Annotated in this window: 8 protein-coding genes; 1 reads left to right on the forward strand and 7 read right to left on the reverse strand. The window is 46.2% G+C overall.

The window, feature by feature from the left end:
* Positions 1-133: 133 nt before the first annotated feature.
* The 4 genes from NQZ67_RS27920 to NQZ67_RS27935 form a co-directional block, all read right to left on the reverse strand.
* Positions 134-3,388 (reverse strand): DEAD/DEAH box helicase, encoded by a 3,255-nt coding sequence (locus NQZ67_RS27920; protein ID WP_257452473.1) that lies wholly within the window; start codon positions 3,386-3,388, stop codon positions 134-136.
* Positions 3,389-3,392: 4 nt separating this feature from the next.
* A complete protein-coding gene (locus NQZ67_RS27925; protein WP_257452475.1) occupies positions 3,393-4,529 on the reverse strand; it encodes a sigma-70 family RNA polymerase sigma factor in 1,137 nt (378 codons plus the stop codon).
* A 163-nt stretch (positions 4,530-4,692) separates the two neighbouring features.
* Positions 4,693-8,997 (reverse strand): DUF4145 domain-containing protein, encoded by a 4,305-nt coding sequence (locus tag NQZ67_RS27930; protein ID WP_257452478.1) that lies wholly within the window; start codon positions 8,995-8,997, stop codon positions 4,693-4,695.
* Positions 8,998-9,209: 212 nt separating this feature from the next.
* Entirely contained in the window at positions 9,210-10,892 is a 1,683-nt protein-coding gene (locus NQZ67_RS27935; protein WP_257452480.1) for a DUF262 domain-containing protein, read from the reverse strand.
* Positions 10,893-11,597: 705 nt separating this feature from the next.
* On the opposite strand from NQZ67_RS27935, the gene NQZ67_RS27940 reads away from it, so the two are divergent.
* Positions 11,598-12,320 (forward strand): hypothetical protein, encoded by a 723-nt coding sequence (locus NQZ67_RS27940; protein ID WP_257452483.1) that lies wholly within the window; start codon positions 11,598-11,600, stop codon positions 12,318-12,320.
* Positions 12,321-12,461: 141 nt separating this feature from the next.
* Here NQZ67_RS27940 and glmS read toward each other — a convergent pair whose 3' ends face one another.
* From glmS to NQZ67_RS27955, 3 genes are all read right to left on the reverse strand, one after another.
* Positions 12,462-14,294, reverse strand: coding sequence for a glutamine--fructose-6-phosphate transaminase (isomerizing) (gene glmS / locus NQZ67_RS27945; protein WP_257452485.1), 1,833 nt, complete (start codon positions 14,292-14,294; stop codon positions 12,462-12,464).
* 753 nt (positions 14,295-15,047) lie between these two features.
* Positions 15,048-16,391, reverse strand: a complete 1,344-nt coding sequence (gene glmM, locus NQZ67_RS27950) for a phosphoglucosamine mutase (protein ID WP_257452487.1) — start codon at positions 16,389-16,391, stop codon at positions 15,048-15,050.
* Between the two features lie 61 nt (positions 16,392-16,452).
* Positions 16,453-17,919, reverse strand: coding sequence for a CdaR family protein (locus NQZ67_RS27955; protein WP_257452489.1), 1,467 nt, complete (start codon positions 17,917-17,919; stop codon positions 16,453-16,455).
* Position 17,920 lies beyond the last annotated feature (1 nt).

The following is a 17,920-nucleotide window of genomic DNA, read 5'->3' on the forward strand; positions in this document are numbered from 1 at the left end:
TGCGATTCACCCGTATCGCCTCCCGCAACAGTTGATCCCTGGAATGGATCTCGTGAAGCAAGCATAAATTCCAAAACTGTTCGATCACTTATTCACCTTCTTTCTAACTCCACATGCTTCATCAAGGATGAACCTAGGACCTGGTATTCCCGGTTTTCGCCAATACTTCATCCGGGATGCGTCCCAAGAAATAATCTTCGATATACTCCCAGAATCGGTCGTTCTCCACTTCATTCTCGAACAAATGAGTTAACATCGCCACGGATAGGTAATGCCTTTCTTTTACGTTTTCGAGTATATAATTGGTATACTTCGCCGGATTTTGAATGCTGCGTTCAATCTGCATTCGGGAGTTAATGCGAATAAATATTTCGGGATTATCTCCGCCATTCACGCGATAGATCATGTTCCCCAGAGCTTCTAGTATACCAAGAAGAATGAAGGTTTTCTCTACTTTCTCCGGGTTCACCTTCGGCAGAAACAACGAAACGTAGCTTGGATCCGTGTTTGCCTGCTGCCCTTGACTGAGAATTTGCCTCCACTCAATCTTGACCCAATCTAAGAACCCCGAATACCCACTGTTCTGAATCGAATATTGATCTTTCGATTCGTTGTACTTCATGAATCGCTGATAGAAGTTAGAATGTTTCTGCATAATCCGATCATACTGATTCGCGCTATGGATTAGGATAGAAGCCAGGTTCTCGCAATAATACTTATCCCCCTTCATCCTCTTCTTCAACTCTGCCGCAAGCTCCGGGATGGAGAAGAAGCTCCTCTCCTTAGCGTATCCACCGAATATTTCCGCAATCTGTTCTAATTGATGATTCAACTCATTGGTGAACTGATCGCGATGTAACGATTTAAGTGCAAGCTCCAGTTGCAGGACAGGTAGCAGATGACTTAGGAACGGCAAACCCAGCTCATCGTCTTTCGAATGGAATTTATATTTAAATTGAGGGAAAGATAAACGCTGAAACCGTGTTTCCCACAAGCTCTTCATATCGCAGGAATAGATATTGCCATACGCCGTACGATGTCCATTAGCAATCTTCTTGAAGTATTGGCCGAATCGCTCCAGAATCTGTTGCTCCTGATCATGTTGAATCATAAAATACTCATTCGCAAACACGCTTCTCGGACGGGCAATAATCGGCGAGTATCCCATTTTCGCCTTAAAATCTTTCTCGAGAATGAGTAACGCTGTCTTCAGTTTGTTGTCGACTTCCTCACTCGCTTCCGAACCTTGCTGGAATATATAACGGAATTCCTCAGCATTGACCAGTAGATGACGCACGTTGCTGCTGTGCTTATTTTCATTAATAAGTTGTACAATCTTCGCCATCACTTGAACTAACTGCTGCTTGCGGATTGTCGAGATGCCATGCAGTCGATTGACATGAACGAAGTCCTTGGGCAAGAAATCAAAATAAGCATACCCTCGCTCCAGCGCCCTTGCAGCGCGGCCAATCTCCTGGACATAGTCACACACATTCCCAGTCGGGGCGAAGTGATAAACGTTCATAATATCAGGCAGATCGATGCCCATCCCGAACGCTTTAGTTGCAAGCATAACCAATGATTCGCCATCCTTGAACCTTTTGTAGTTTGCGTGCTTAAGATCTTTCGAGAGAGGACCGTAATAAGCAGTAAGATGCTGACGCAATCGCTCGCTTGCATAGATTTTGGTAAATTCGTTAAACTGATTAATTAATCCGACGGTTGGGAAATACACAAGCGTTTTTTCGCCTTTGGCCAGGTACTGTTCCAATCTGAACACAAGCACCCTGAATTTGTCCTCCAGATATTCCTTGAATCTCTCCTTCGACTGATTGGATTTCTTAATGCGAACCTCCAAGTCATCCCGCTTCACATAACCAAAGTAGCTAATGGGATTAATCAGATTCAAGCTGTCTCTGGTTTCGGCGTACATATCCTCTACTCCGCCATAGATTGCTGTTGCAGTAAAGGTCGCCACTGGGAACTGCATATCTTTCTTACGCAGGCGCTGGAGGTAACTCCCCAAATACCAATAGTCCGAACGAAATGCTTTGCCCCACGTCGTAACAATATGCGCTTCATCGATAACGAACAGTCCTACCTCACGATCGCCGATTAATTGCGCAATATCGGATCGGCTCAGGAGTGTCTCCGGTGAAATATAGAGAATGGAAACTTCTCTTGACTGAATTCGTTCAATGATGCCCATCTTCTCAACCGGTGTAATCTCCGAATTAATGGTTGCGGACATATGCACATTTCGATCCATCAGCCCCTGCACCTGATCCGTCATCAATCCGATTAACGGAGAGATAACTATGGTCATTAGACCATACTTCTCAGCGAGGTAAATAGCCGGCACTTGGAACATAACCGATTTCCCCGCTCCAGTGGGCGAAGTCACGAAGATGTCACGATAGCTGTGTCCCTGATGTGCTAATGTTGCCTGCTGCACAATGCTGTCTATCACCTGGCTTTGCGGAATATGGACCGTTTCCTTCTTAAATTCAGGATCGTGAATATCCTTATACATTCGCAAATCCCGAAAACTGGAATAGTTCCAGTACTTCTCGAGTACGCGCAAATATTCTGTCTCATGTAATTGCGGTACAAGCGCTGTCGTCTTGGTAACCAGTACGAATGTAAAATCTGGGAGAAGGCTTTGCAAAAGTTGAATTCGCTCGCGGTAGCGATGAATAGACAAACCTAGATCTCCTGTGTAAGAGATCCGAATTTCTTGTCGCCCGGTTGCTGTATTCGATAATAATCGCACGGCCAGTCCAACCAGTACATCGTTTTCTTCTACCAGTTCTAGATCAGCTGTCTCATCACTCGCCAACTTTCGCTCTGGAAGTACACGATCTGGAATTGGATAATAATCCATCGCCGGTTCGGAGTCCGCGTATACAACAAACCAGTTATTATCGATCTTCTTTAATGCGCCGTAATATTTCTGGAAAACTTCAAATTCTGGATCCTGCTCCGGCTCTTCGGTTGAATTCTCGTCCTCGAAGTAGGTGGCAAACAATCTCTCCGAAGCAGATATACTATACAAACAAGGGAACGTACGGTGATAAACATTGTTTTCATAGATCACTATGGAGAAGTACAGCGACAGCACTTCTTTCCCAATGACGAGATATTCTTCATAGGTGCACCAAGCAGCCTGATCGATTTGCTGGAGCGCTTGGAACATCTCCGGCAGAATGGACGCTTTGGCTTGATCAAGGTCATGAATCGCCATTGTAACCGAATGAGGGATAAGCTTACGTAATGGCATCGATTCAAAAAAAGTGGACGAAAACCCTTTGAATACGAAAAGCACCTTTTGGTTGGATTCCTGCTTCAATCGCTCGAGATCTTGTTCGATTCTATTATAATTATTCATCCTGTTAACCTCCCATTGGTTCTGGCCAGTAATAGTCCTCACGGCTTGCTCCTTTTCTCATTTTACTTGCTAATTTCCTCAAAGCACTCGCTTCAATCTGTCTAATCCTTTCTCGCGTTACCCCGAACTGCTCCCCAACCTTCTCGAGTGTCTTCGGTCTGTGATCACGGAATCCGAATCGTTCCCGGATAACCTCTTGCTCCCGTGGTTTGAGATGAGTGTTTATCATATCTTGAAGCAGCTTCTTCAAGTCATGCTGCTCTGCTAAGAGGGCAGGATCAAAATAAATCTTGCTGTACTCGCTTAACAATCGATGCGTCTCCAGACTGATGAACTGATTTAGTTCCGAATCTTGGCCATCCTCCGATACATCCTGTTCGGTGGAAGTCAGACCTAGTACCTGATGTTCAACGATCTTGGCTCGCTCGTACTGAGATGCAGTAATGCCAAGCTTCGCGATAACGGCCTGCCTGTCAGGGATGCTATCCTCTACTTCGTAAGCCTGTTCCTCCCGCCGGATCTTCTGGATGAGTTCAAACATATGTACCGGTACTCGTATCAATGTTCCCGTATCCACGATAGCGCGTATGATACGCTGCCTTATCCACCAAACGGCATAGGTCGAGAATTGAACATCCTTGTTCACATCAAACTTCCTAATCGCGTCCATTAACCCAATCGTTCCTTCTGATACAAGGTCATCGTAGGTATGTTGGTGATTGGCATATCTTATATACTTGGAAGCCAGCTTTTGAACAAGCTTCATATTATCGACAACCAGTTGTTCGAATTCTTGGTTATTCCGAGACTCATGGTACTCTTTCAATAAGAACGTGTTCCTTGAATAATCACCCTGACTGGATGAGCCCTCCATCATTTTCGGTTCGGAGACTGGCTTCCATTCCATATTCAAGATGTCATCTATAGTTGGTTCTTCATCTACTTGCTTGGGTTGGCCTGAGTCACTATGTAGAATATTCTGGTATCCCATAATCTCGAGAAACATCTCAATGTCATCGCTCTCCAGTTGCTCATCGGATAAGGTTTGCAGAAGGGTCTTCGCCTCGGCAAAAGAAATCGTCTGTTTATCAGGAAATGTATGTTCAAACACTTGCTGTACTTCGCGAATACTCTTGCCCATCTGAAGTCCTCCTTCTTAACGCCTCATACGAATAATACCACACTATATTTTGATATTACAATATCTAATTATAAATCATTTGAAATCAAAAACAAAAAATGACTTCCCCGAAAGGAAGTCATTTCGTTTAAATCGTATCTTCACTGACTTTTTACACTTTCCTTTACTGCTTTAACTGGATCCGTTCACCACTAATAAAGAACGGAGCTTGAGCACGCTCAAGAAGATTCAGCGTTTCAATCAAAAATCTGCCATCGCTAGAATAACGTAGCTCTGCGAGTCGTTGCTGGAAGTCTTTCGTTAATGAATTGCCATTAAACTCCGTTTCCAGTACATAAGCAATCCAATCCGTCTCATTCTGTACTCGCTCATTCTGAATAGATACTATGATTTCATCGTAAGAGCCAAGTTGACGGAATTTTCCGCTCTTCCTCACATAGTCAACAACCAAGTCTAAAGTCCATGGTAGAGCGTTCTTCAATATAGGTAATTGGTCAGTTAGAAGCACTTCATCTGCTTTAACGTAGCCATACTTATCTTCCTGCTTTGCCGTAATTAATCTTTCAATAAGATTAACGACATCGGATTCCTGATCTTCTGTCCATCCTAAATGTCCTCGATGGATATACTCGCCGAACTGTCCGTAAGAATAATAATATATCAATTTACTTCGGGATAGGACACTATCAAGCGTCGTCTCTGTCGCTCCTACTTCCTCCGTTACCCATTGAAAGACAAGTTCACGAGGTACTTCCGCCTCCTGTTCCAGTATGAATTGTTCGATGATGGACTGAAGCGTAACCTCCTCAATGGGCTGGTCTGCTGAGGAAATCAACGGGTATCTAACAAATCGGAACTTAGATTGTTCCTGCCCTTGCAACAGATCGTATAACAAATAGGTTGTCCGGATTCCAAGTCTTTGACAATCGGCTTCACACTCCTCAAATAACTTGCTAATATGAATGACGCCCCATTGCTGCAACATTACCGAGAGCTTATCATTAATTATCTCGAGATCGCTTCCAAGCAGAGGATAAAACTCTCTTAGGCCAATTACCCCCAAATCTTCATTCACAAAATCTGCATCCGTCGTAATGGAGAAGGTCAAGGTAAATTCCTTCCACCCCCTCTTGATGACAAATTCATCGCGCAGACTCTCCAAAGTTTGCGCTGCTTGCTGCTCGCGAATAAACATCTTAATTAATTCGCCATTCGTCAGTTGGAAAGCATCGTCCTTATGCCAAATATGCGGAAACTTCAGAGGAGCCAGTTGATCGGATCCTTCCTTCCGAAGCATAGTGTATAATGCATACTCGTTAGGTATGTCGGATTCCATCAACTCGGAACTGAATAATTGATAGAGTCTTCCAACCGATATAGGGCTGCGCTGTTCCAATAGCTGCAATGCTTTATTTGATATTTTCTCGATTAATTCCGGCCGAGACGATACGAACGAAGAGTGAATATAAAGCCCTCTCCCCCATAAATAAGCTCGATCGGCAAACTCATCCCTTCCAACTACAGAAGTGAAATCGCGATCTTTCTCAAAAGTATCCGGTTTTATGCGATTAGCTTTTTCGAGTAATTCTCCGGCACGTTTGTAGATTTCTATCCCATTCGGATATTGTCGGAATACCATTTCGACTAAATCATGCTTCTTAGCATTTTTCAAATAATAGTAGCCATCTACAGTCATGTTGAACAAATCGTTCGTTACATCCACTTTAAAATCCGATGGCACAGCAAGTTCGGAAGCTATATGATCAAGTTCGCCTCGAATTTCCTCTTGGGTGACAAGTTTCCCTTTGAGCACAGATAGCAAATGCTGCTTCATCTCTTCCACAACATTTTGAAGCCTCTCTTGCTCCCATATAGTCCACCAACCATGTTCCTCGACATAAGTTAGCCCGGAATATTCAAGAGCCTCTACGGCCAATTCATGAAAGAAGACATCACTTACATTTAACTTAAAGAAGCAGAAATCATTTTGTAATGCACAAGCTTCCTTGAGGGCCCTAGACACATCGATAAGATCCGGTTGCAGCGAGCCGTTCACATTGCGAATTATTTGCCTAACTCTTTCTCTTGTCAAATTATAAACATTCCCAGTTTGCTCTAGCGTTATCTTCTGCCCTTCCCTGCTCTCGCTCCACCGAAAATACATTAAGGCCATATTACGGTTACTTGATATAGCTTCATCCGTCCACATTCTCCCCCACTTTTCGAACAACTGATTAAATGAATAATCAATGCGTTCTCGAGGAGTCATGGAGACCCATTTCTGTTGAATTGCAAGTTTACTTCTATAATGCTCTAAACGAATTTGCAACTGAACAACAAACTTATCGATTGCCGTAACTCCAACACCTGAGAAACGTTTCAGCTCAACAAGGTAAGCCGGAAGATCCCCTAGCTTCGTTATCCCATCTCCATGGAGCGCTTCAATCAGTTTAGCACACTTAGAGTAGAACTCTGGTTCTAGCGGCATATCCAGATCTGATTCATCAAGAGGCAACATTAAATTATTCCATCTTATCTCACCGCAATCGCTAACTTTGATCTGCAAATCCTCTTCCGTGACGGATGCGAATGGCTCGCTACCGATTAAGGGCGTTACATTCCCCTCCGCAATAGGTTTAAGCTGCACAAAAAACTTTTCAATTGCACGTTCGCCGACACCTTTAATTAATTGCGCCAGTATCGAAAGATCACTCGGCAAGTCCGCCACTACGTAATCCTTCTTCAGCATAATTAGACCATTCATTAGGGCATTACATCCGCTAATCGGCAATCGAGATATTAACATACCAGCAATGGGTTCCGCACAAACAACCTCTGCGTCTTTGAATCGAATGACTTTAGGCAAATCACTCTGGATAGGATTTTCATGCCTCTGATCATCGGGGGTCGAATGTGCGGACACTTTATGTTGTTCAATGATGCTCATGACATCGTCATATCTGGATCGAAGCAGCCATTCCAATGAACGCAACGGAATGCCATTTAGCTGACTAGCTCGTCTTATGCCATATCGTTCTAGCAAGCGGACGACATCGATTGGAAGCATGTCCTTCAACTCCGCATCGCTTAACCCGGACAACTCTTCTCTTGCTACATGTGGCTCCAGCTTAATGAATCTGCTGAGCTCCCCCTCAAATCGGAATCCGAAAAACCATAATTGAACAAGCACATCGTGTAGCAGTTTAGGTTGGCTGCGATACAACTCTTGAAGCTTCTCTTCACGCCAATCCTGGAAAACATTAACTCCTAATTTACTAGCAATATCGCTTAGCCGACTAGGAGCATAAGCCTCCATAGAAACAGCTCGCAAAGCTTCAGGGGGAATTACATTATCCGTTGGTTCTTCTGAATTTACGACCGTTGACGCGCTTGTAACCTCAACAGCCAAATTCGTTTCTTTAGGAGATATGATCTCCACTTCTTCAACCGTGACGGCAATTTCATTTTCGGCATCCTGGATAATAGGTGTTGTTTGACCATTAGTGGGGAAATTAGGTCCTATCATTCTAAGTTCTGACGAATCTTTCCCCGTTAAGAACCAGGCTGGCTTACGCTTTGTTGACTGGCTACCATTACGGGCAAAACGGAAATAAAAACCTAACGACTTTAGGCTAAACAAAAAATCTTTATGCTCCCATCCCCCCATTACCCAGAGGGCTCCATTGTTTCCCCTTTTATCTAGCACTTCAAATGATTTAGCCATTAAAAAGTCTGCAATCTCCATACCTGCTTGATCTGTAATTGATGGTGAAGGCTCCTCATCGTCCCGATAAACTTCTGGCTCTTGTTGTCCTTCTGATTGGACTTCAACTTTCGTTTCAGAGTTTATAGGCTTCTCAGCACCTTTTGACCATTTTTCGAGATTACCAGCTATTCGAATGAAACTTTCCTGTAGATCGCGAAACTTCTCGTCCAATGTAGGAAGGAGCTTGCTCTCTAATTGTTCATTCAATAGCTTCTGAAATTGTTCACTAATGACGATATCATTAGTGCTTCCTTTTGATTCAGATTTTTCTTTATTGTCCGACTCCATTGTGAATGTTGGCATTGCATATGCAGGTATCTCAATACTGAGCGGTCCGTAAACTTCAGCAAACCAACTCGCTAATTCGAACATTTGACGATGAGCAGTTAGAGCCAGATCGATAGGAACTTCTTTGGGATCATGTGCTGCCGCATTACCGTTCATTCGTAGCCACTCGAAGCTGCTGCGAATTTCATTCGAAATAACTTCTTGTTGGGACAGCTTTTGTAATCGTTCTACTTGCTTTATCGAATAGACTGGCTCGATTCTTTCTTCTTTCGATACATAGGTCGCCAGTTCTTCTCCAAATAGGCGTGCACCAACAAGTGTAGAGCGCGGATTGCTCCATAATGTCTGCTCAGCATTCTTAGTCAAAGTTGCCAATCTATCATGGATCTGCTCTAAGAAATGAAATGATGACATACTAGCAATTCGTCCCTTCGTATCAAGATCAAAATCGCATACCTGCGAGTTTATCGACTCTTCTAGAAAGCGTATAGCTCTATAAATAATTAGGCTCTACTTATTATAAACGGAATTGAGAGATTATTCGACATATGTCTCCAATATCATAAAAAAACCACCTATTCTCAGCAGAATAGGTGGCGTTGCTATTGTATAAGTCGTAATATCTCCTATTGTAAATCCCAAACATGAATTAGCTTATCTAGTAAGCTTTTTTGTCGTTTTTGCAGTATATCATATGACCATTCTTTTTCTTGCAACACCTGAGTCGTAATTGCAAATGGACTGATACCTTTTTTAACAAAGTATTCTTGCTTTTTCCGATCAAAATCCAAATTTCCTGCCTGGGAGTTCTTAGCACGTGAAAGCAACGCCAAATTACCAATTCGATGAACTGTCGCTTCACGTAAAGTCTGGTCTGGGTACCAACTCATCCATTGGCTATTTAACTTTGGATTCTGTGGTAATACATGCTCAACTGATAACACTTTATAATTATAACTGGCGTTCCCACCTGATAGCTCCTCGTCTAAACGTAACATGACTGGTAGACGAATTTTGGTAATCGGATAGAATGGGCCATCAAGGGTAGCAATGATATCCTTCTTCTCATTGTCAGTTAAATCTAAGGGAGAATTTGAGCTATATAGACCCGTTAAGTTGCTTTCAATAAGTTCAAGTAACTGACCGTATCGTTCTAATCGTTCGTTAACATTTGCCCGCAGTATAAGCAGCCCCATAGCTAACCTTTCAAGTTTACTCAAAAACTTCAAAAGTTCTGCAGGATTGTTATGGTACATGGACATATATAATATTGCCGGTGGCATCCAGTCTGAATTGTCCACTCGCTGCAATAATTTAAACATTCGATTAATTTCTTCTGCAAACGTACTACTTTCATAACCTAGTGATGTTATATCCTTCATTGCATTCGCCATTGGTATCAAAACCTTGTCCATAAATCTCTCTGGATCTTTAGTAGGGTTTACGTACTTCCTGACTTCTTCTAAAACCGATTTTTCAAGTTTTCTTTTTCTAAATATCATTCGGATATGACCAAATAACTCCTTAAACTCTTCACGACCTAGTTCGTCTTCTGCTTCTTCCCATTTTTCTGTATATGTATCTTGTTTCGCTGCAGGTATGTTACCTATTACTTCCGCTTTTAATATGTCTGAATGAGTCAGATCCAAACCACGATCATTTAGTACTGAAAAAATTCGATATGCCGAATCAAAATCGGGGGTTCGTACAACAACTAGGAAACATCGTTTAATAATAAACATCGCTAAACGAATACGTTCTGACTCACCTAGCTCTTCGATTTTTGCAGCAAAGAGCAGCGCATTTTCTCTAATATTTCTCTGACTCGATGTAACACTTGTTTGCAAACCTTTCAGATTATTTATCCCTTTTTCATTCTGAATATTTGTTCTAAAGAAATCAGCATCACGCTCACGTAACGTTAAACGATAGCGGTCTTGAGTACCTTTAAGCATATTTCCTTTCTCATATAGGAAAGCCGTAAAATTGGTCGCAACATCAGATGGCACCATTTCACGTAGCACTGCAAGCAATATTGTCAATGTCGTTAACCTTTGTTGGCCGTCTACTACCTCTGCTTCAGGGTTATCTCCTTTGATAAGGACGATACTTCCAAGGAAGTAAGGATTTAAAGTATCCACACTTCCTGTTGACTGTTGCAAGGTAAGCAATAGATCGTCATATAACAACTCCGCCTGCTCCGTCGTCCAAGAGTACGGTCGTTGGTATTTCGGAATAGTAAACACATAATCGTCACTTAACACTTTTTCAATTGGATATTCTGCGGCATGAATCGTAGCAGTGCTCATAAAAATTACTCCTCCAACTTCGCTGGAATCTGATTTTATTATTTACTAAACTTAGCATTGGCTGAACATGATGACTGTCTAAATTCTAAAAGAGACCACCTTCTGCAGTCCCTTTAGATTATTGCACGGCGTCCTACTCTCTCCAGGATAACTCTAATCCAGGTACATAAACGTAGTTGGGCTTAAGGGTCCCTTTCGGAATGGCCGTCTGGTTCTTCATTGATTGAACGATCCAACCCCAAGTACTTTGTGAATCAGATTGTAAAAGTTTAAATTAATATTTAATTCAATGAGCAACACTATTGATTCTCCAGTTATTAAATATGCCATCTACTCTCCTGCTCTTCTCCATTTCTTCCCACTCACTTCATATCCCCATGGTTTCCATTTTTCATAACCACCCAATACTATAATTCATTCTTTTAATTAGGAATCCTTCATACGTATTATTTTCAACAAAAAAAACGACGAGAATTTCCGTCGGCTCAAAAAGCTACGTGCGTGGAACTAATTTAGATAATTCTTCGGCTACCCTAACAAGTGATAATGTTGAAAATAAGAATGTATGTGTCCACTAGTGTTAGTTTTCCAGTGAAAAAGAACGTCAGAAACTAAATCCTTTCTCCTTTAGGTATTCTATGATACATTAAATTCCATTAGGTTGTTTACTTCTCAAGTTTTTCAAGAAAAGTGAAGGAGGACGTTATGGAAAACTCCATAAGCAAAAATTCAACAATAGCATTTTTAGACATTTTGGGATTTCGTCAAATGATTCAATCCCAATCGCATGAACGAATGATGCGAATTTACGATATGAAGATATCTCGCAATATGGATGCAATCAATAAAATTCGAGAAGTTAATCCCAATCTTAATTATTCAAATATTAATTATCTTAATCTCTCCGATAGTATCATACTTTGGGTAGATGGAAATGATGCACTTTCGATGTTCTTTCTAATAACTTCTGTACGAGACTTAATGGTAAGTTTTTTAAAGAATGGAATGCCATTACGTGGTGGTATCGCTACTGGCCAACTTGCTGTAAGGAATAATAACGCTGGCCATATGAATGTTATTGGATTAGGATTAACTAAGGCTTATGAATTAGAGGAAAATCAACAATGGTCAGGCTGCATCATAAGCAATCAATGTATAGAAATTCTCAAGGAAGATATTGAGTGGTTTAATGCACTTATTGATTTTAAGTTTATTGTTGAATATGAGGTGCCAAAGAAATCCGGTACGGTAGATAAGAACTTCGTTATAAATTGGTGTAATGCGGATGAATTGAAGAACTATCATAAAGGACATTTGAGAGATCGCTTTCAAGATCACGGAAAACCCATAAATAATTGGGCTGCACGTGTAAAATACGACAATACTCTTTCCTTCTTTAAAGCTCATAAACCCAAAAAGAACCTTTAGGGTCCTTTTTAGTCATAGGGTAGTTAGTTGCAATGATTTGACTATCCTTCCCACTAAGTATCTTTTCACTGTTCGTGACATAATTAATTGAATTAATGAAAAAGGTTGCCCTGAATATCAGGACAACCTTTTTCATTATTATTATTCTACAGTAACCGACTTCGCCAAGTTACGAGGCTTATCGACATCGTGACCCAGTGCCAGCGACGCGTAGTACGACAGCAGCTGCAGCGGCACGACGGCAAGCGCAGGCGACAGGATCGGCAGCGTCTTCGGAATGGCGAGGATTTCGTCGACCGATTTGGCTACTTCTTCTTCGGAGCCGTTGTTCGCTACGGCGAGGACGTGGGCGCCGCGCGCCTTCACTTCCTTGATGTTGCTGAGCGTCTTCTCGTAGAGAGCTTCTTGCGTTACCAAAGCGATAACCGGAATGCCCTCTTCGATTAACGCAAGCGTGCCGTGCTTCAGCTCGCCCGCAGCGTAAGCTTCGGAATGAATGTAAGAGATCTCTTTCAGCTTCAACGAACCTTCTTGCGCGACAGCGTAGTCTACGCCGCGGCCGATGAAGAACAAGCTCTTGTGGTGAGACATCGATTCCGCGACTTGCTTCAGAACCGCAGCCTGCTCGAGGATGCTCTCGACTTGCTCAGGCAGCGCGTGCAGGCCTGCAATCAAGGCTTCCACTTCCGCCTGCTCTTGCGTGCCAAGCACGCCTGCCAGATGAAGGCCGAACAGATAGAACGCGATGAGCTGCGACGTGTACGCTTTTGTCGAAGCGACGGCAATCTCAGGACCTGCCCAAGTGACGATAACATCGTCCGCTTCACGGGCAACGGAGCTGCCTACAACGTTCGTGATGGCGAGCACTTTCGCGCCGTTCTTCTGCGCTTCGCGCAGCGCCGCCAGCGTATCCGCTGTTTCGCCGGATTGGCTCACGACGATAACCAGCGTGTCAGGAGTAATGATTGGCGAACGGTAGCGATATTCGGAAGCGACATCCGTCTCGACAGGGATGCGCGCGAGCGACTCGATCACCGATTTGCCGACAAGACCGGCATGGTACGCGGTGCCGCAAGCGACGATATGCACTTTGCGGATCGACTTGATATAGTCTGCCGACATCGACAGCTCTTTCAGATTAACGGATTTACCGTCGTCTGCCATTCTGCCGAGCATCGTGTCGCGGTAAGCCTTAGGCTGCTCATAGATTTCTTTCAACATGAAGTGATCGAATCCGGCTTTCTCCGCTGTAACAATATCCCAATCGACATGGAATATTTCCTTGGAAATAGTTTCTCCCTCAGTCGTCATCAGTTCGACACCATTACGTGTCAAAACGGCCATTTCGCCGTCGTTCAAAATATATACATCCCGCGTATGCTCCAAAATAGCGGGAATATCCGACCCGATGAAGTTCTCGCCTTGGCCGATGCCGATGACGAGCGGGCTTGCAAAACGAACCGCAACGAGCTTCTCCGGCTCGTATTCGGTCAGAACGCCGAGCGCGAACGCGCCGCGCATCCGTTTCACCGCGCGCTGCACGGCTTCGACAATGTTGCCGTCGTATTCGTCGGCGACAAGATGCGAGATAACCTCCGTATCCGTCTCCGACACGAATACGCGGCCTTTCGCGATGAGCTCTTCCTTCAATTCCAAGTAGTTTTCGACAATACCGTTATGCACGACGGAGAACTTCATGGAATTGTCCGTATGCGGATGAGAGTTCACGTCGGACGGCTTGCCATGTGTCGCCCAGCGCGTATGCCCGATGCCGACCGACCCTTCGAGCGGATCGCCCTTCAGCTTATCCTCGAGCACGGCGAGACGGCCCTTCGATTTCTTGATCTCAAGCCCGTTCGTCGTGAACACGGCGATGCCTGCGGAGTCGTATCCGCGGTACTCCAGCTTCTTCAGACCCTCCAGCAAAATATCCTGAGAATCGCGATTACCAATATATCCGACAATACCACACATAATAAAATAGCCTCCGTTACGGTATATTTCCCAGACCGTCAACCGGATGCCGACCATTACCATTTGCGCGGCACAGGCAAGTATGAAGTTGTCACATTATCAAATATCGTATGCGCAGACTCAAAGAGAAGGCCGCTCCGTGGCGCCTTGCACTCTCTGTGCGCTTCGAAACCCTAAGCATGTAACCCTTGGCCCGTGCCGGCCCCTCAGGCGGCATCCTGGACATATGGGAGCAGTTGTATGATTGCTGGCAGCCTGCCGCACGTTTGTCGGATCGGTCGCCCGATCGTTTTCCGTGTCGGCTTTCGGTTGGCCGCATATACCGGAAGGTCCCCGCCGAATGTTTCGAACACCTTCACCTCGTCAGCTTCCCGTATGAACGTCTATAGTCTGCCCTGCTCAAGCGGCTTCATCCGACCGTTCATCACGCAAGCTCTGGCGCTTGTAAATCCTTAAAAAACCTCTGTCCTCGCTTTCCTTCTTGAATCCTATGCTCTACTATATTCATTTCTCTGAATGGGCGCAACCACTTTTGTGAAAATGATTGAAAATTGACGCGTCCTTTCAAAATCCCGCAAACTCGTGCAAAATGCGATCAACAGCTGACAACAGCTGTCATTTTTCTCTTTATAACAAACACTGCTGACGTTGGATGTTTTGCGCATTTCCATCAAAAAAAGAGCAGCTCCGGAGCCGCTAACGCACCCGCGTCTGTCCTCCGGAACCGCTCTTTATTCTTGAACGGGTTAACGATTAACCCAGCTCTTGTTTCACCACGTTAGCGATCTGGTCGACATAAGCCTCGACCTGATCCTTGTCCGGCCCCTCCGCCATGACGCGGATAAGGGACTCGGTGCCGGAAGGACGCACGAGCACGCGGCCATTGTCGCCTAGCTCGGCTTCCACTTGCTTCACGGCCGCTTCGATCGCGGCGTTGCCGCTGTACAGGCTCTTGTCCGCGACGCGAACGTTCACCAGCTTCTGCGGATATTTGCGCATGAGACCCTTCAGCTCGCCCAGCTTCTTGCCCGCTTCCGCAACGGTATCCACCAGCTGCAGCGCGGTCAGAATGCCGTCGCCAGTCGTGATATAGTCGAGGAAGATCACGTGACCGGACTGCTCGCCGCCCAGGTTGAAGCCGCCGCGACGCATTTCTTCCATTACATAACGGTCTCCGACCGCCGTCTGCGCCGTCTTAAGGCCAATCTTCTCGGCGCCCTTGAAGAAGCCGATGTTCGCCATAACCGTCGTGACGACCGTATCATGAGCCAGCTTGCCTTCCCGCTTCAAGCGGTCGCCGATGATGCAGAGGATGAAGTCGCCGTCGACCTCTTCGCCTTTCTCGTCGATCGCGATCAGACGGTCGGCGTCGCCGTCGAAGCTAAGGCCGAGGTCGGCGCCTAGCTCCAGCACCTTCTCGCGCAAGTATTCGGGATGCGTCGATCCGACACCCGCGTTAATGTTGCGGCCGTCAGGCTCCGCTCCAACCGTCGTCACATCCGCTCCCAGCTCGCGGAAGATCGCCGGCGCCAGCTCGTAAGCTGCGCCGTGAGCGCAGTCGAGCACGATTTTCAGACCCGCGAATTGGCCTTTCACCGTTGTTTTCAAAAAAGCTAAGTACTGCTTCTTCGCGTTCTCGTTCGTCGTTACGGAGCCAATGTCTCCGCCTACGGGACGCGGAAGCTCATCGTTCTCGGCATCGATCAGCGCTTCAATCGCAAGCTCCGTCTCGTCCGACAGCTTGAAGCCGTCTCCTCCGAAGAACTTAATGCCGTTATCCTCGACCGGGTTATGGGAAGCGGAGATCATAACGCCAGCGTCAGCCCCAAGCTCCTTCGTCAAATAAGCAACGGCCGGCGTCGATACAACGCCGAGACGCACGACGTCTGCGCCAATCGATGTCAGACCAGCGATAAGAGCCGCCTCCAGCATCGGGCCCGAGATCCGCGTATCCAGGCCGATGACGACCTTCGGCTTGCCTGTCGCCGTCTTCGTTAATTCATAGCCGCCGCAGCGGCCGATCTTGTAAGCGAGCTCCGGCGTCAAGCCTGTATTCGCGACCCCGCGGACGCCGTCTGTTCCGAAATATTTCCCCATTTGTACACTTGCTCCTTTATCCCCATTGTAGTGCGATACCTGTTACGAATAACGTATGAATTTAGGCGGCAGTTGCGACTCCTCCTCGCACATCCTCCGCCAGCTTAGCTTCGTTCAGGCTGCCATCGGCCGTGCTGTTCCCGCTTCCATTACCGGCTCCGACATCAGGCACCCCGTCTTCGCTGCCGCCGTTCCCGCCGCCTTCGTTGCTTTCGCCCGGAGGAGTAGGTGTGGCACCGCCTGCTTCTATATCCTCTTGCTGTTCATCCCCTTCGGACATGACCGAACCACCGGTAATCTCCACGGTGGCGCTTAACGACTGACCGCCTTCCAGAACCAGCTGCACATACGGTGGCAGCTCGAGTTCAAGCGGAATCGTGTGCACGCCTGGCGCGAGTCCATCCACCTTGGCAATGACCGCCACATCTTCCGCGGTGACGTCCTTCAGCACCGATTCGGCCCCGCCGATGACCAGGTCGATCGTTCCGCTGGCCGGGCTTGTCAGCTCGACGGTATTGCCCGAATCCGCGCCGATAACCTTGATCGGCAGATTCGCAAGCGTCTTGGTCGTGGTCCCTTCGACGATAACCGCAAGCTCGATTTCTCCCGGATTAACCGCTTCGATGCCGTCGACCGGCGTCGTCTTCACCTTTATCATGCCAGACTGCTTTACCTTCGACAGATCCAGAACCACGCCGTCGTAGACGGTAATCTCGTCAAGCAGCTGCTGCTCGGCATACACCGTCACCATATCCAGCTCCGGCGTCACGGACACAAGGCTAAGGTCATCCGACAGGCTTCCGGAATAACGGACTTGGACCGGCACCAGCTTGAACGGCCTCGTGACCTTCGTCTCGACATGCAAGGTCGAGGGCTCGACCTTCGCATTCGGAATTTCTTGTCCTTCCGTGTCATAGACGACAACTTTCGCCTTCTTGTTCTCGATGGACTTCTCCGCGCCTTCGACATCCATCGTCACGGCGACCAGGCCGACCTTGTTCATGTCGTCTCTTGGCAGCGTTACTTGCACCGTATTGCCGTTCTCCGACAGAATGGCCGGCGTGCCCGCCACATACCCTTCAGCCGGCTCGCCTTCCGTAATGACCTGCGCTTCGAAGGTCTTGTTCACGATTTCCTCGATCTGTACCGTCACCTTCCTTGGCGACAGCTCGACCTCCTGTATGCCCCTCGGGAGCTTCAACGAAAGCGGAAGCTCTTGAAGGCCCGGCTTGACGCCCGTCAAATCGACTTGGACGACATAATCCGCCGGCGAATTTTTGCGCAGATTCGATATGGGGCCTTCGACGACAATTCTCACCACCGTCGGCTCCATCGCCGTAAGCACGTATTTCTCTTCATCCAATCCGACCGGCTCGATCGTGACCGCTTCCAAAGCTTGCGTATCGACGCTGGAGACCGTTGCTTGAGGAGTCGTCTCCGGGTCGATATGCACCACGGCGAATAGCAGCACGCCTAGCAGAACGGAGATGATTTTGAGCGCGGTCGGATGAGTTAGCCATTTATCCATG

This window comes from Paenibacillus soyae (assembly GCF_024623455.1).
In the GTDB taxonomy this organism is placed as follows: domain Bacteria; phylum Bacillota; class Bacilli; order Paenibacillales; family Paenibacillaceae; genus Pristimantibacillus; species Pristimantibacillus soyae.

Coding starts and splice junctions, on each gene's coding strand:
- NQZ67_RS27920 (WP_257452473.1), bottom strand. CDS start 3,388: ATGAATAATTATAATAGAATCGAACAAGATCTCGAGCGATTGAAGCAG.
- NQZ67_RS27925 (WP_257452475.1), bottom strand. CDS start 4,529: ATGGGCAAGAGTATTCGCGAAGTACAGCAAGTGTTTGAACATACATTT.
- NQZ67_RS27930 (WP_257452478.1), bottom strand. CDS start 8,997: ATGTCATCATTTCATTTCTTAGAGCAGATCCATGATAGATTGGCAACT.
- NQZ67_RS27935 (WP_257452480.1), bottom strand. CDS start 10,892: ATGAGCACTGCTACGATTCATGCCGCAGAATATCCAATTGAAAAAGTG.
- NQZ67_RS27940 (WP_257452483.1), top strand. CDS start 11,598: ATGGAAAACTCCATAAGCAAAAATTCAACAATAGCATTTTTAGACATT.
- glmS (WP_257452485.1), bottom strand. CDS start 14,294: ATGTGTGGTATTGTCGGATATATTGGTAATCGCGATTCTCAGGATATT.
- glmM (WP_257452487.1), bottom strand. CDS start 16,391: ATGGGGAAATATTTCGGAACAGACGGCGTCCGCGGGGTCGCGAATACA.
- NQZ67_RS27955 (WP_257452489.1), bottom strand. CDS start 17,919: ATGGATAAATGGCTAACTCATCCGACCGCGCTCAAAATCATCTCCGTT.